This window comes from Mesorhizobium sp. NZP2077 (assembly GCF_013170805.1).
Taxonomy (GTDB): domain Bacteria; phylum Pseudomonadota; class Alphaproteobacteria; order Rhizobiales; family Rhizobiaceae; genus Mesorhizobium.
Genome location: NZ_CP051293.1, coordinates 2,442,512 through 2,456,705, shown reverse-complemented (window position 1 = coordinate 2,456,705; position 14,194 = coordinate 2,442,512). Strand labels below are relative to the sequence as shown.

Annotated in this window: 14 protein-coding genes; 7 read left to right on the top strand and 7 right to left on the bottom strand. The window is 63.4% G+C overall.

Annotated features, from left to right (window positions below; translation table 11 throughout):
• Window positions 1–67 precede the first annotated feature (67 nt).
• Together HGP13_RS11975 and HGP13_RS11970 are read left to right on the top strand one after the other, a co-directional pair.
• Window positions 68–2,257 (top strand): anthranilate synthase, encoded by a 2,190-nt coding sequence (locus HGP13_RS11975; protein WP_172225180.1) that lies wholly within the window; start codon window positions 68–70, stop codon window positions 2,255–2,257.
• A 5-nt stretch (window positions 2,258–2,262) separates the two neighbouring features.
• Window positions 2,263–3,210, top strand: coding sequence for a cation diffusion facilitator family transporter (locus HGP13_RS11970; RefSeq protein WP_281410992.1), 948 nt, complete (start codon window positions 2,263–2,265; stop codon window positions 3,208–3,210).
• 265 nt (window positions 3,211–3,475) lie between these two features.
• Here the strand turns inward: HGP13_RS11970 and HGP13_RS11965 are convergent, their stop codons facing one another.
• Window positions 3,476–4,060, bottom strand: coding sequence for a DUF4272 domain-containing protein (locus HGP13_RS11965; protein WP_246707337.1), 585 nt, complete (start codon window positions 4,058–4,060; stop codon window positions 3,476–3,478).
• A 146-nt stretch (window positions 4,061–4,206) separates the two neighbouring features.
• Window positions 4,207–5,310, bottom strand: a complete 1,104-nt coding sequence (locus tag HGP13_RS11960) for a hypothetical protein (protein ID WP_172225177.1) — start codon at window positions 5,308–5,310, stop codon at window positions 4,207–4,209.
• Between the two features lie 96 nt (window positions 5,311–5,406).
• On the opposite strand from HGP13_RS11960, the gene HGP13_RS11955 reads away from it, so the two are divergent.
• From HGP13_RS11955 to HGP13_RS11940, 4 genes are all read left to right on the top strand, one after another.
• A complete protein-coding gene (locus tag HGP13_RS11955) occupies window positions 5,407–5,844 on the top strand; it encodes a DsrE family protein (protein WP_172225175.1) in 438 nt (145 codons plus the stop codon).
• A 63-nt stretch (window positions 5,845–5,907) separates the two neighbouring features.
• Window positions 5,908–6,690: an SDR family oxidoreductase gene (locus HGP13_RS11950; protein ID WP_172225172.1), complete on the top strand. Its 783-nt coding sequence runs from the start codon at window positions 5,908–5,910 to the stop codon at window positions 6,688–6,690.
• 64 nt (window positions 6,691–6,754) lie between these two features.
• Window positions 6,755–7,063, top strand: a complete 309-nt coding sequence (locus HGP13_RS11945; RefSeq protein ID WP_172225170.1) for a putative quinol monooxygenase — start codon at window positions 6,755–6,757, stop codon at window positions 7,061–7,063.
• Window positions 7,064–7,130: 67 nt separating this feature from the next.
• Window positions 7,131–8,234, top strand: a complete 1,104-nt coding sequence (locus HGP13_RS11940) for an AbrB family transcriptional regulator (RefSeq protein ID WP_172225167.1) — start codon at window positions 7,131–7,133, stop codon at window positions 8,232–8,234.
• A gap of 23 nt (window positions 8,235–8,257) precedes the next feature.
• Here the strand turns inward: HGP13_RS11940 and HGP13_RS37815 are convergent, their stop codons facing one another.
• The 3 genes from HGP13_RS37815 to HGP13_RS11930 form a co-directional block, all read right to left on the bottom strand.
• Window positions 8,258–8,602: a siderophore-interacting protein gene (locus HGP13_RS37815; RefSeq protein WP_246707445.1), complete on the bottom strand. Its 345-nt coding sequence runs from the start codon at window positions 8,600–8,602 to the stop codon at window positions 8,258–8,260.
• A complete protein-coding gene (locus HGP13_RS11935) occupies window positions 8,541–9,323 on the bottom strand; it encodes a siderophore-interacting protein (protein WP_246707336.1) in 783 nt (260 codons plus the stop codon). Before HGP13_RS11935 ends, HGP13_RS37815 begins: the two co-directional genes overlap by 62 nt.
• Window positions 9,324–9,506: 183 nt before the next feature.
• Window positions 9,507–10,415 carry a LysR family transcriptional regulator gene (locus tag HGP13_RS11930; RefSeq protein ID WP_172225165.1) on the bottom strand — a complete coding sequence of 303 codons (909 nt, stop codon included), beginning with the start codon at window positions 10,413–10,415 and terminating at the stop codon, window positions 9,507–9,509.
• A 147-nt stretch (window positions 10,416–10,562) separates the two neighbouring features.
• Between HGP13_RS11930 and HGP13_RS11925 the strand changes: the two genes are divergently transcribed.
• The gene (locus HGP13_RS11925; RefSeq protein ID WP_172225162.1) at window positions 10,563–12,092 is read left to right on the top strand and encodes an MFS transporter; all 1,530 of its coding nucleotides are present in this window, start codon (window positions 10,563–10,565) and stop codon (window positions 12,090–12,092) included.
• A 62-nt stretch (window positions 12,093–12,154) separates the two neighbouring features.
• Here the strand turns inward: HGP13_RS11925 and HGP13_RS11920 are convergent, their stop codons facing one another.
• Window positions 12,155–12,931 carry an esterase family protein gene (locus HGP13_RS11920; protein ID WP_172225159.1) on the bottom strand — a complete coding sequence of 259 codons (777 nt, stop codon included), beginning with the start codon at window positions 12,929–12,931 and terminating at the stop codon, window positions 12,155–12,157.
• 4 nt (window positions 12,932–12,935) lie between these two features.
• Complete coding sequence (locus HGP13_RS11915) at window positions 12,936–14,102, bottom strand: ATP-grasp domain-containing protein (protein ID WP_172225155.1); 1,167 nt, start codon at window positions 14,100–14,102, stop codon at window positions 12,936–12,938.
• Window positions 14,103–14,194: the final 92 nt, after the last annotated feature.

Sequence of the window (14,194 nt, the reverse complement as noted above, 5' to 3'; positions counted from 1 at the left end):
GGGCGGCCATTTGTTTTTTCCAAGCCAGTCCCGGGTCCGTTGCCCCAACAAGCTGATGGAGACGGCAATGACGATGAAGGTTCTGGAAAACGGCGCTGAAAGCTTCGTGACCGCGGGTGGCATCACCATCACCCGCGAGCGCCACGACCGGCCCTATGCAGGCGCGATCGACACCTATGTCGACGGCTTGAATTCCCGCCGGGGTGCGGTTTTTTCCTCGAATTACGAATATCCCGGCCGCTACACGCGCTGGGACACCGCCATCATCGATCCGCCGCTGGTCATCTCCGCGCGTGGCCGCGCCATGCGCATCGAGGCGCTGAACGGCCGTGGCGAGGCGCTGTTGCCGGTCATCGGCAAGACGCTGGGTGGCCTTGCCGACATCACCATCGCCGAGACGACGAAGACACTGATCCGCCTCGACGTCGCCAAGCCCGGCAGGGTCTTCACCGAGGAGGAACGCAGCCGCGTCCCTTCGGTCTTCACCGTGCTGCGCGCCATCACGGCCCTGTTCAAAACCGCGGAAGACGCCAATCTCGGCCTCTACGGTGCCTTCGGCTACGATCTTGCCTTCCAGTTCGACCCGGTCGACTACAAGCTCGAGCGCAAGCCGAGCCAGCGTGACCTCGTCCTGTTCCTGCCCGACGAGATTCTCGTCGTCGACCATTATTCGGCCAAGGCCTGGACCGACCGCTACGATTATTCAGGCGAGGGTTTTTCGACCGAAGGCCTGCCGCGCGACGAAATCGCCGAGCCGTTCAAGACCGCCGACCGCATCCTGCCGCGCGGCGACCATGAGCCCGGCGAATATGCCAATCTGGTGCGCAAGGCGATGGATTCATTCAAGCGCGGTGATCTGTTCGAGGTCGTGCCCGGCCAGATGTTCTACGAGCGCTGCGAGACGCAGCCGTCCGAGATTTCGCGCAAGCTGAAGTCGATCAACCCCTCGCCCTATTCCTTCTTCATCAATCTGGGTGAGGGCGAATACCTGATCGGCGCGTCGCCGGAAATGTTCGTGCGCGTCAACGGCCGCCGCGTCGAGACCTGCCCCATCTCGGGCACCATCAAGCGCGGCGACGACGCCATCTCGGACTCGGAGCAGATCCTGAAATTGCTCAATTCCAAGAAGGACGAGTCCGAGCTGACCATGTGCTCGGACGTTGACCGCAACGACAAGTCCCGGGTCTGTGAGCCCGGCTCGGTGCGCGTCATTGGCCGCCGCCAGATCGAGATGTATTCACGCCTGATCCACACGGTGGATCATATCGAAGGCCGGCTGCGCGAAGGTATGGATGCCTTCGACGCGTTTCTGTCGCACGCCTGGGCTGTCACCGTCACCGGCGCGCCGAAACTGTGGGCCATGCGCTTCATCGAGCAGAACGAGAAGAGCCCGCGCGCCTGGTATGGTGGCGCGATCGGCATGGTCAACTTCAACGGCGACATGAACACCGGCCTGACGCTGCGCACCATCCGCATCAAGGACGGCATTGCCGAAGTGCGCGCCGGCGCCACATTGCTGTTCGACAGCATTCCAGAGGAAGAAGAAGCCGAAACCGAACTGAAGGCATCCGCCATGCTCTCCGCCATTCGCGACGCCAAGTTGGGCAATGCCGCCAGCACCGAGCGCACCACCGCGCGCGTCGGCGACGGCGTCAACATCCTGCTCGTCGACCACGAGGACTCCTTCGTCCACACGCTGGCCAACTATTTCCGCCAGACCGGCGCCAATGTCTCGACCGTGCGTACGCCGGTGCCTGAGGAGGTCTTCGAGCGGCTGAAGCCCGATCTCGTCGTGCTCTCACCCGGACCGGGCACACCAAAGGACTTCGATTGCGCCGCGACCATCAAGAAGGCGCGCGCCCGCGACCTGCCGATCTTCGGCGTCTGCCTTGGCCTGCAGGCGCTGGCCGAGGCCTATGGCGGGGAGTTGCGCCAGCTGCATATTCCCATGCACGGCAAGCCGTCGCGCATCCGCGTCTCGAAGCCCGGCATTATCTTCTCCGGCCTGCCCAAGGAAGTCACCGTCGGCCGTTACCACTCGATCTTTGCCGATCCGGTGCGGCTGCCCGACGATTTCATCGTCACAGCCGAGACGGAAGACGGCGTCATCATGGCTTTCGAACACCGCAAGGAGCCGATTGCCGCGGTGCAGTTCCACCCGGAATCGATCATGACGCTCGGCCACAATGCCGGCATGCGCATCATCGAGAACATCGTCGCCCACTTGCCGCGCAAGGCCAAGGAAAAGGCAGCCTGACCTCGATGGCCGAAGCCGAGAACACGATGGCGATCGCGGCCAAGGCCGCCGCGAGGCGCAAGGTTGCCAACCTTGCCTTCTGGTCGATCGTGATCGCTTTTGTCGTGTTCGGCCTGAAGCTCGTCGCCTGGTACGTCACCGGCTCGGTCGCACTCTATTCCGATGCGCTGGAATCGATCGTCAACGTCATTGCTTCTGTCGCGGCGTTCTGGGCGATCCAGGTCAGCTACAAGCCGGCAGATCAGGATCACCCCTTCGGCCACCACAAGGCCGAGTATTTCTCGGCGGTGCTGGAAGGCGTGCTGATCGTGCTCGCGGCTTTGCTGATCCTCAACGAGGTCTGGCGCTCCTGGCAGGCGCCGGCGCCGCTGGAAAAGCCCCGGAACGGCCTTGCCGTCAACGGTATCGCCACCGTCATCAATGCCTTCTGGGCCTGGACGCTGATCCGCGTCGGTCGGGCCGAAAAGTCGCCGGCGCTGGTCGCCGACGGCAATCACATCATGACCGACGTCGTCACCTCGATCGGGGTCTTCGGCGGCCTGGTCGGCGCGATCCTGACCGGCTGGCAGATCCTCGATCCGGCGCTCGCCGTCATCGTCGCGCTCAACATCCTGTGGCAGGGCTGGCACGTCATCGGCTCGTCGATGAACGGCCTGATGGATCGTGCCGTCGACACCGCCGAGCACATGCGCATCCGCGACATCATCTCGGCCAACTGCAAGGGCGCGATGGAGGTGCATGACCTGAAAACCCGCATCGCCGGCCGCGCCACCTTCATCGAGTTTCATCTGGTCGTCGACGCCGACATGACGGTCGGCGCCAGCCACGTCATCTGCGACCGCATCGAGGACGCGCTGAGAGCCGAAATCCCCTCGGTGCGCGTCACCATCCACGTCGAGCCCGATGATGAGGCGAAGCTGCCGAAGGGGACGACGGCGGTGCCGTTTGCTTGAGAAAAAACTCAGGGCATCATCCTCGGGCGAGTATCTGCCGACCTCGCCGGATCGATCGCGCCATTACCGCCATGAGAGGTAACCCTTGAATGGCTCCATCCAGGCGTTGGTTCCTGAATAAGGTCTCCAAATCGGGCCGCGCCTGCTGATCAAAGGCGCGCCAACTCGGCCTCGGCAAAACCGTCAGGAACCGTCTAAGCTCGTCAAATCCAAACTCGGCAAGCGAAGTCCGATCCAAGGTAGCACCCCGCTTGCGACCGGCTCATCATGTGTCGGTCGAGATGTCATCCCATTCCTGCCCCATATACCCAATCAGCCAATTGAGCGCGTAATGACGTTCGACAACCACGTCTCGTTCCAATCCTGCCGGCGCGGCTTTACCATTCACCCGCGCATCCACCACAGCCCAATCGTACCGATAGATCAGATCGGCAGCATCGAGAAGGTCGCTTTGCGAACGCAAATTGGCCCGCTTGAGCAGCCCTTCCGTGTCGAGGTCATGCAACATCGAAACCATACGCGACACATCGCAAGGCCTATCTGGACGCCCAAGGTTTTTGAAGACTTGCAACGCCCACAACATTACGAAAGCCCCTTCATATCGCCAGCTAAAATTTGCCCGATCTTGCTCGGTTGCAACGGTGTTACCGACAAACGCTTGCTCTTTGGGCGTAAAAAACCCTTCTGCTCCAAACTGGCTGATCAAGTTGCTTACAAGATTTCGATCATTGGTCTCCCCTTTGACGGCCACGATCACTAGTGCGATGGCGCGCTTAACCACCTCGTCCGTCGTCCGTCGCCGACTTTCGGCTGCGGTTTCGATCGTCGGCAAATGGTCGATGAAGGGCACGCCCTCCTTCTTCAACTGCGCTGTTGAGGCCGCCTTGCGAGCCTCAGCCTCGCCTTCAGCGTGCGGAACCGATGAAGGCCAAGGAAGTCAGAACACCAAGAAAGCTGCGACGCATCATATTCATTACCAAATAGCTGCTATTGTGATTAAGGCGCACAAGCCGATTGCGGCATTGGCTCCAGCCGATAGACCTTGTCGTCGGATTTCGTCTTGCCGTCGGCGGCCTTCGAGCAGAGATCGACGATCGCCAGGCTGCTGTTGGGGTTGGCGAGCATCATCGTGCCGTTGGCGCCGCGCTTGAGGAAGATTTCCTTCTGCGCGATGTCGCAGGAAAAATCGCTCATCTTCGAGCTCGCGGCACAGCGCCACTGGTCGGCCTCGCCCTGGCAGGAATAGGTCTGCGTGATCTTGCCGGACTTCAGCCTCGTCGTGACCGAAACAGCGATATCGGCACCATCAGGCCAGTTGGCGACGTCGCCGCCGGAGGCGTAGGAAGCGAGTTCCACCGGCCCGCGGAACACCCGGATCGACTGCGTCAGCTGGTTGGGATGCGAGCTCATATGCGCGGCATCGTAATCGCGGCCATAGCAGAAGGGCTGGTCGGGCTTCAGCCGTTCGCGCAGCGGCGCCCCGAGCGCCGGGTCGATCGGATCGATGCGGGCGAACTCCGCCTTGCAGGTCGCCGCCGGCATCGGATCGAGGCGGAAATTGTCGTCCTCCGAGCCGAGCGCCTGCCTGTCATATTCCGCCTTGCCGAGCTGTTCCTCCGAATCCGGATCCAGATAGATATCGGGCGACAGGTCGGACAGCAGCACCCGGCCCTTGTCATCGACCTTCAGCGAGGCAAGCGTGCGGTCGCAATCCATGCCGCAGCGGATCGGGCCTGATGTGCCGTCCTCGGATTCGTGATTGCACCAGCCGCTGGCCCATTGCGGCGCCTTGGCGCCACGCACCGTGGTGGTGACGAAGCCATTGTAGGAGGTGTCGGAATTGGCGGTCGGTTCCTCGTTCGGCCTGCTGACCGGGTCATGGCCGTAGTAGAAGAAGATCCGCGCCACCTTCTGCTTCGGGTGCGCCTTGAGGTGGGCTGCGTCATAAACCCGGCCGAAACAGGCGTCGGCCCCGTTCGGGCTGAGCTCCCTGAGTTTAAGCGTATCGTCGGCAACGGCCGTGCCTGCCAGCAACCCGAGCAGCACAACGCCAATTCCGGCGCCGGCAATCGTCTTCCATTCCCCTGCCCTGAACGTCATGTGACCTCTCCTCGCATCGACAGGACGTAACGTCAATTTATGCTAGTATTGCGGCCGGAGCCACGCAAATTGCGGTGAAAATCGGAGGACGATGCCATGCGCCGGCGCGACATGTTCCGCGCGGTTCTTGCCGGGACCGGAACGTTTCTTGGCCTGCGGGCCGTGCAGGCGGCGGCCACGGAAACCGCACGGCTGAAGGTCGCCTATCACCTCAGCGATGTCGACAAGGTCAATTTCGTGCTCGGCAACATCAAGAACCACTATGAGGGCACCGGCGGCAATGTCGACATCGTGCTGGTCGTGCATGGCCCGGCCCTGGCCGCCTTCAAGTCGAAGGGCATATCGGCCGCGGTCTCCGGCCGTTTCGCCGGCCTGGTGCAGCAGGGGCTCGAGCCGCAGGCCTGCGCCAACACCATGCAAGGCATGGACATTTCGCTCGCCGACCTGCTCGCCGGATTCCATGCCGCCGACAAGGGCGGCGTCGTCAAGCTCGCGGAACTGCAAAGCCAGGGCTATGTCTATCTGCGCCCGTGAAGCTTGAACACCGGGGCGGCAATGGCCTACGAAGGGTGGCGCAGACATCCCGGAGGAACAACAGTGCCAGCCACCAGTCCACTCAGCATCCCCGATCTCGCCGGCAAGGCGGTGCTGGTCACCGGCGCTTCGACCGGCATAGGTGCTGCGCTGGCGCTGGCCTACGCCGCACAGAAATCCAGGGTGGCGCTGCACTACAATTCGAGCCGCGACGCCGCCGATAAGCTCGGCAAAACCATTGCAGACGACGGCGGCGAGGTCTTTCTTGTTCAAGGCGATTTCTCCATCCCCGCCGATGTCGAGCGCGTCGTCGAGGACAGCGCGCAACATTTCGGCCGCCTCGACGGCCTGGTCAACAATGCCGGCGGCATGCTCGGCCGCGTGCCCTACGCCGAACAGACCGAGGCGCATTACGATGCGGTGATGGACCTCAACGCCCGTTCGGTGCTGACGGCGTCACGCAAGGCGATCCCGTGGCTGAAGAAGCAGGGCGGCTTCATCGTCAACACCTCGTCGATCGCCGCGCGCAATGGTGCCGGCGGCGGCGCCGGTCTCTACGGTTCGGCCAAGGCCTTCGTCTCCAACGTGACGCGCGGCATGGCCAAGGAACTGATCGGCTTCGGCATCCGCGTCAACGCGGTGGCGCCAGGCACCATCCTGACACCCTTCCATGAGCGCTATTCGACCGCCGAGCAGATCAAGGGCATGGTCGCCACCATTCCGCAGGGGCGTGCCGGCACCGCTGAAGACTGCGTCGGCGCCTATCTCTTCCTCTCGTCCGATCTGCTGAGCGGCTACATCACCGGCCAGGTGATCGAGGTGAATGGCGGCCAGTTGATGCCGTAAGCGGGCAATTGCATAGTGGTGACCCACATACTCTTGTCGGAGACTTCAAAGGGAGGCGAAGGGAATGTATGGACTGATCGGCAAGATGCGGGCGGCGCGCGGCCAGCGCGACGCGGTCATGGACGTGTTGCGCGACAGCACCGGCGCCCTGCCCGGTTGTCTGAGTTACATCATCGCTCGCGACCCCGCGGATGCCGATGCGATCTGGGTCACCGAAGTGTGGACCGACGCCGAAAGCCACAAGGCCTCGCTGCAGCTTCCGGAAGTCCAGGCGGCCATCGCCAAGGCGAGGCAGTTCATCGCCGGCTTCGAGTTCCAAGTGGAGACCCATCCTGTCGGCGGCTTCGGGTTGGCTGACAGCAAGACGGGCTGAGACCTGCGTCCAGCTTTTTCGGCACGGCGGGGTTCGCATCGCCGTGCTTCGCGTCTAAGACCGAAGAATGGATTCCTCGGCCCAGCAGCCCCCTCCTGACCAGCCCGCCACCGAGCGCATGGCGCGGATCGGCAGGCCCTGGCAATGGCTGATCCTGCTCACCATGTCCGCCCTGTTTGCCGGCGCGCTCGAACTCGCCGCTCTGCCGGCGGCGCTGCTGATCGGGCCGATGCTGGCAGCCATCGTCGCCGGCACCAATGGCGCCACGGTTCGCGTGCCGCGCCTGCTGTTCGGCTCCGCCCAGGCCATTGTCGGCTGCCTTGTCGCCGCGTCGATCTCGGCTGACATCTTTCCCGTCTTCTACCAGGAATGGCCGCTGTTCCTCGGCGTGGTGATCGCCACGGTTGCGGCCTCCAGCCTGCTTGGCTGGTTGATCAGCCGCTGGCGCATCCTGCCCGGCACCACCGCCGTCTGGGGCTCCTCGCCGGGTGCCGCCACCGCGATGGTGCTGATGGCTGGCGCTTTCGGCGCCGACCAGCGGCTCGTCGCCTTCATGCAGTATCTGCGCGTCATCTTCGTCTCGATGACGGCGGCTCTCGTCGCCAAGATGTGGGTCGACACATCGGGCATCGAAATCCCGCCCATCATCTGGTTTCCGCCGATCGATCTGCAGGCCTTTGCCGCCACCGTCGGCATCGCGCTGGTCGGCGGGATGGCGGGAAAGCTGTGCCGGCTGCCCTCGCCCTTCTTCCTTGGCACCTTCATCTTCGGCACCGTCATCCATCTCGGCCTTGGTGTTGAAATGCAATTGCCGCCATGGCTGCTGGCGGTCAGCTACGCCATGGTCGGCTGGTCGATCGGGCTGAACTTCACCAGGCCGATCCTGCGCCATGCAACGCGTGCGCTGCCGCAGATCATCACCTCTATCGTCGCGCTGATCGCTTTTTGCGGCGGGCTCGCGTTCCTGATCAGCCATCTCCTGGGCATCGATCCGCTGACCGCCTATCTGGCGACCAGCCCTGGCGGCATGGACAGCGTCGCCATCATCGCCGCCGCGGCGCACAACGTCGACATCTCCTTCGTCATGGCGCTGCAATCGGCGCGCTTCCTGATCGTGCTGCTTGTCGGCCCGAGCGTTGCTCGGCTGGTGGCCAGAAGCATCCGGGACTGATCTGCTTCAGCGCTTTCGGCGCCTTATTCCTCGCCGCCCCCGTTCTCGCCCAGCGCGCCGCGGCGCCAATAGGCGGTGACCAGATGCCTGTCGCGAGGCAAGCCCCATTCCTTGCGCACGATCTTGCGTATCTCGCGGAAGTCGGTGAATTCGCATCCGGTCCAGACGAAAAGGCCATCGGCAAGCGCTGAGTGGCTCCGCTCTCGCAGGGCGGCTGGCAGCAGGCCGGCGGTGCCAGCCTCGCGGCCATGCCGGTAGAGCCAGGTGATGTCGATGTTGTCGCCTTGCGGCAGTGCGATCCGGTCATCAGGACCATCGACCTCGATAAGCGCCTCGACGCGCGTTGACCGCGGCATATGCTCGAGGATCCTGCCGATGGCGGGCAGCGCCGTGTCGTCGCCAACCAGAAGCAGAGTCCGCGCCTCCGGCGGGCCCGATCATGCCGATCACCTCTCCCGCCTGGGCGTTCTGCGCAAAGGCGGCGGCCGGCGTGCCCTGGCCGGGGTGCAGCACGAAATCGACATCGAGCCAGCCGCTTGCCGCATCGATCGCCCGGATCGTGTAGACCCGCACGATGAGCGCGTCCTCGCCCGCAGGCCAGACCAGCAGGCCGTCAGGACCTGTCGAGGGCCAGACCGGCCGCCGACCCCTCGGCGGCAACAGCAGCCGCATGTGCAGGCCGCCACGGGTGAAGCGGTCGAGGTCCGTGCCGGCGAAGCGCAGGCGCTGCATGTGCGGCGAAATCCGCATCGACGACATCACCGTAACCTCGCGGAAGAAGACCGGCGTGCCGGCATCGCTGCCGTCGCCTTGCCAGCGCAATCCACTGGTCGTGCCGAGATGCTGCGCGACACGGCCGGCGACCATCATCTTCATGTAGGACAGGCAGGTTTCGTCTATAGCCGCAACGCGGATCAGCATGGCGTCGCCTTCGAGCGTGGCGCTCAACGACCCGTAATACAAGCGAAGCTCCCATCGGTCGGCAGCGCCGGTTTCGATCTCGAACTCTCCGTGCTCGGCGCGCAGAAGCTCGATCGCCGACCTGATTGCCTCGTCGCTGATGGGGATCTGCACGCTCAACTGGTGCATGGCTGAAGTCCTTCGATAGCGGTTCAGATGAAGCCGCCGACAGATCCGGCCTCGTCGCCATCGTCGGCCATGCCACAGCACCGCCGGGGTTTCCATAAGAAACTTGACTTAAAAATTCATATTTTGCGGAGGCCCGCATAGGACCCTGTCCCCTGTCGTGCCGCTTTTGCTTCACATCTGGAATCACAAGGCCGTGCCCCGCTGGCTCGCCGCCGCTGCAAGCCGTTCGGGAAGGAAATCAACGAAGACGCGCACCTTCGGCGACAGATGGCGATTGGATGGCCACAGCATCCGGAACTGGCCACGGCCGTCGATATGATCGTCCAGCACGATGCGCAGCTTGCCGTCGCGCAGCGCTTCGCGGACCAGGAAATCGGGCATGCAGGCGATACCGAGGCCGGCCATCGTGGCGCCCTTCAAGGCTTCCATGTTGTTGCAGGTCAGCATCGAGCGGATCTGCGGTTCAGCGCTTCCGGTGATGAACGGCCACTCCAGCAGCCTGCCGCTGTTGAGAAAGCGGAAGTTGATGCCGAAATGCCTGATGAGATCCGCCGGCTCGCCGGGTGTGCCATGGCGGTCGAGATAGGAGGGCGCCGCGCACAACTGCATGCGAAAAGGTGCAACGGGTCTCGACACCAATCGTGAATCGGGCAGTTGGCCGCTTCGAATGGCGACGTCGATGCCTTCCTCGATGACATCGACGATGCGGTCGTTGAAATCGATGTCGAGCTCGATCTCGGGGTAGCGCTCCATGAACTCCGACAGCACCGGCAAAAGCAGATGGTAGGTGACGATCGGTGTCGACACGCGCAGCCGCCCGTGCGGCGTCTCCCGTGTCCGCGACAGCATCGCCTCGGCATCGTCGATATCGTCGAGGATGCGCCGCACCCGCTCGTTGAACAGTCTGCCCTCTTCCGTCAGGCCGATCCGCCGCGTGCTGCGCTGCAGGAGCCGCACGCCGAGCTCCTGTTCGAGCCTGGCGACGCTCTTGCCGACAGCGGAAGCCGAAATGCCAAGCGCACGTCCGGCGGCGATGAAACTGCCGAGTTCGGCGGTACGGGCGAAGGCCAGGAGCCCACTGAGACGATCCATTGCATTTTTCCATTCGAGCGTTTCAGTCCGGTATATCAGGAGATATAATACCATTTTTCCTGAAAAGCCGTCGACCTATCTTGTCGTTGCGACCGGCGCCACGAGCCACGCGGCATGCCGGCGGATGCTGCTTCAGATAGGAAATCCATGACCTCGAAGATCCCAACCGGCTCGGCCGCGCGATGGCTCGTGCTGTTGTCGGTATGCCTTGCTGCGATGACCATGCCGTTGACCTTCACCGGCCCGGCCGTCGCACTCTCCCGCATCGCGGGCGATCTCGGCGGCAGCCCGATTGCGCTCAACTGGGTGACGAACGCTTTCATGCTGACCTTCGGCGCCAGCCTGATGGCGGCTGGAGCGCTCGCCGACAATTTGGGCCGCAAGCGGCTCTTCCTTGCCGGCCTCTGCCTCTATGTCCTGGCGTCACTCGGCGCCATGCTGGCGCCCGACATCGTCTGGTTCGACATCTTCAGGGCCGCGCAAGGGATTGGCAGTGCCTTGGCCTTCGCCGGCGGCGCTTCGGCGCTTGCCCAGGAATTCGAAGGGCAGCTGCGGCTGCGCGCCTTCTCCTTCCTCGGTACCAGTTTCGGCATCGGTCTCGCCTTCGGCCCGATTGCCTCGGGCCTGCTCATCTCCGTATTCGGCTGGCGGTCGATCTTTGTTCTGGTCGCGGCACTCGCGATCGCCTCGGCAGTGCTGGGCCTGCGCACCATCAAGGAATCGCGCGACCCGGACGCGACCGGCCTCGACTGGGCGGGCGCCGGCACCTTCACCACAGCGCTGGCCTCGCTGACCTATGGTGTCCTGCAGGCGCCACAGAGCGGTTGGGCCGATCCACTCGTCATCGCCCTGCTCGCTGCGGCCGCCCTGTTCTTCGCCGCGTTCGTGATCGTCGAGCGGCATGTGCGCCGGCCGATGCTCGATCTCACGCTGTTTCGCTTTCCCCGCTTCGTCGGCGTCCAGTTCCTGGCGGCGGCACCCGCCTATGGCTTCGTCGTCCTGCTCGTGCTGTTGCCGATCCGTTTCATCGGCATCGAAGGGATGAGCGAAATCAAGGCTGGGCAATTGATGATCGGCCTGTCAGGGCCGTTGCTGATCCTGCCCTTGCTTGCCGGCCAGCTGGCGCGCTGGGTCGCACCGGCCACCATCTGCGGCGCCGGCCTGCTCATCGCCGCCGCCGGCCTCGTCTGGCTGAGCCTGACACCACCGGTCGCCATCGCGCTGGTGGCGCCGCTAGTGCTGATCGGGGTCGGCATCGCTCTGCCCTGGGGACTGATGGACGGGCTTGCCGTCAGCGTCGTGCCGCGGGAGCGCGCCGGCATGGCGGTCGGCATATTCAACACCACCCGTGTCGCCTGCGAGGGTGTGGCGGTGGCCATCGTCATGGCGACCCTGTCGGGCTTCACCGCAGCACAACTCGCCGCCCAGGGCGCGTCTTCCAGGGATGCCGCAGCAGCAGCGCAGTTGCTGGTGACCGGCAATGTCGGTGAAACGGCGTGGCATCTGCCGACGGCCAGCGCCCTGGCTTTGGTCCTGGCCTACGAGACAGCGTTCGACAGGCTGCTGATCATGCTGGCGGCGATCACCCTCGTCACCGCCCTTGTCGTCTTCCTTGGCTTGCGTCGCGGATCGGCGGCGGAACAGGCTGTCCCTCTGCCGGCGTGCCAGGAAGGATAGCGTCAGGTGATGACAAGGTGTCAGCCATTTGCAGGCCAGCCTCCCCTGAATATCAATGCACCTTAGTCGAGCCTGTGCATCAGATCATCATCCAGCCAGCGGCCGAAGAAATAGACCAGCTGCTTGTGCCACCATGGCCAGTCATGGCTGACGTCGCCGCCCCAATAGTCCACCCAGGCCGGAATCGACTTGTCGCGCAGGATCTGTTCCAGCCGGCGCGTCTCGACCAGCATGCGCTCTTCCCAGGCGCCCTGCCCGCAGCAGAAAATGAGCCTCAGTATCTTCAGCCGGGCCAGCAGTTTTGGATCGACAATGCCGGGCAGGTAATCGAGCGGCGAGTTGTAGAAGATGTCGCCGTCCAGCGCCTTGCCGAAGAAATCGCGGGCCGAATAGACGCCCGACAGCGAGATGACGCCACTGGCGAGTTCGGGAAAACGGAAGACGAAGTTCGAGGAATGGTAGCCGCCCATCGAACAGCCTGAAAACAGCGGCTTCAGCTTGCGCCCGCCATTGGCTGCTGAGGCCGTGGACAGGACTTCCGGCAGTGCCTCCTCGCGCACATAGCGGAAATAGGCCTCGTGCCGTGCAATACGCTGCGCGGCGTCGACATGCTTGTTGAAGAAGGATTCCGAATCGATGCCGTCGACCGTGAACAGCTGGATGCGGCCGGTGTCGATGAATTCGGCAAGGGCACCCACCCCGCCGGAATCCTCGAACTGGTAGAACCGCCCCTGCGAGGTCGGGAACACCACGACCGGGCGCCCGGCATGGCCGTAGCGCTTGTATTCCATGTCGCGGCCGAGCTTGCCCGAGAAATGCTTGTGATAGGAGATGTCCATGGCGTCAGGCCTTTTCCGCGTGGATATAGGCGACTGCCTCGCGCAGATCAGCCTGATCCTTCGAGCGCATCTGGTAGGCGTAATTTCCCATGGCGCGGCTGAAAACCTCTTCTATCGGCTGATGGTGGACGATCTTGTCGCGGTGCGCCGCTAGCACGTCCTCATGGCTGTGCAAATAGTGGAGGTGCCGCTTGCGGCTTGCATAGGCGGTGAAATACTTGCCCTCATAGGGCCCGCCGGCGGCGTCCTTGACCACCATGTCGGCCCAGGCCGCATAGACATCGATGTCGAACGTGTAGTTGATGGCGTCGGTCATCCAGGCGCCGGGCGGTCGCATGTTGACCTCCAGCGCGATGATCCGGTCGTCCCTGGTCTCGAACAGTTCGATATGGAAGAAGCGCTCGCGCACGTCGAACGCCTTCAGGATCTTGCGGCCGGCCTCCTCGACAACAGGCCGGATCCGCGGAAAGCAGGTGTAGCTCATGTGGCGGTCCTTGTTGACCACATCCATGACGCTCTGGTCGTAGCGATGGCTGGCCGCCAGCACCACCTCGCCGTCACGGTTGACCAGCCCGTCATAGGTCACCACCAGGCCTTCGATGAACTGCTCCATGACGAAGGTCACGTCCTCGGGCTTGTCGCGGAAGAACTGGTCGAGTTCCTTGGCGTTGGAGATCTTGAAGGTGTTCGAGGCGCCCGAGCCCGAATCCGGCTTCACCACGACGGGATAGCCGACGCGGCGGATGAAGGTCATGGCGCCGGCGCGGTCGGAGCATTTGCGCTGCGCGATCGTCTCGACGCCGCTCTTGCGGAAGAAGGCGCGCATGCGGCTCTTGCGCTTCAAATTCTTCACGAAATCGAGCTTGGTGCCGTAGATGTTGAAGTCGGTGCGGATGTTGGCTTCCAGCTCCAGCCAGTGTTCGTTGAGCGATTCGAAGCGGTCGATGCGGCCCCATTTGTGGATGAAATGGCCTATCGCCCTGAACACAGCATCGTAATTCTCCATATCGGCGATGCGGTAATATTCCGAAAGTGCGGCCTTCAGTCTGCCGTCCAGCGCGTCATAAGGCGCATCGCCAATGCCGAGCACGGTGGCGCCGGCCTTCTTCAGCCGGTCGCAGAAATCGGCGCCGTTGGTCGGAAAATGCGGCGAGAAGAACACGAAATTCATGGACAACCCCCTCATGGCGGCGACGCACCGCAGCCCGCCGACGCCCAAGTCTCGCGCATTTGTCGCGCGCGGGGAAGAGCATCCACATCGGG

What these genes read in the sequence shown, in the direction of transcription:
- HGP13_RS11920 (WP_172225159.1), bottom strand. Translation starts at nt 12,931, where the DNA reads ATGGACATCTCCTATCACAAGCATTTCTCGGGCAAGCTCGGCCGCGAC.
- HGP13_RS11945 (WP_172225170.1), top strand. Translation starts at nt 6,755, where the DNA reads ATGTATGGACTGATCGGCAAGATGCGGGCGGCGCGCGGCCAGCGCGAC.
- HGP13_RS11970 (WP_281410992.1), top strand. Translation starts at nt 2,263, where the DNA reads ATGGCCGAAGCCGAGAACACGATGGCGATCGCGGCCAAGGCCGCCGCG.
- HGP13_RS11930 (WP_172225165.1), bottom strand. Translation starts at nt 10,415, where the DNA reads ATGGATCGTCTCAGTGGGCTCCTGGCCTTCGCCCGTACCGCCGAACTC.
- HGP13_RS11925 (WP_172225162.1), top strand. Translation starts at nt 10,563, where the DNA reads ATGACCTCGAAGATCCCAACCGGCTCGGCCGCGCGATGGCTCGTGCTG.
- HGP13_RS11975 (WP_172225180.1), top strand. Translation starts at nt 68, where the DNA reads ATGACGATGAAGGTTCTGGAAAACGGCGCTGAAAGCTTCGTGACCGCG.
- HGP13_RS11915 (WP_172225155.1), bottom strand. Translation starts at nt 14,102, where the DNA reads ATGAATTTCGTGTTCTTCTCGCCGCATTTTCCGACCAACGGCGCCGAT.
- HGP13_RS11960 (WP_172225177.1), bottom strand. Translation starts at nt 5,310, where the DNA reads ATGACGTTCAGGGCAGGGGAATGGAAGACGATTGCCGGCGCCGGAATT.
- HGP13_RS11940 (WP_172225167.1), top strand. Translation starts at nt 7,131, where the DNA reads ATGGATTCCTCGGCCCAGCAGCCCCCTCCTGACCAGCCCGCCACCGAG.
- HGP13_RS11935 (WP_246707336.1), bottom strand. Translation starts at nt 9,323, where the DNA reads ATGCACCAGTTGAGCGTGCAGATCCCCATCAGCGACGAGGCAATCAGG.
- HGP13_RS11955 (WP_172225175.1), top strand. Translation starts at nt 5,407, where the DNA reads ATGCGCCGGCGCGACATGTTCCGCGCGGTTCTTGCCGGGACCGGAACG.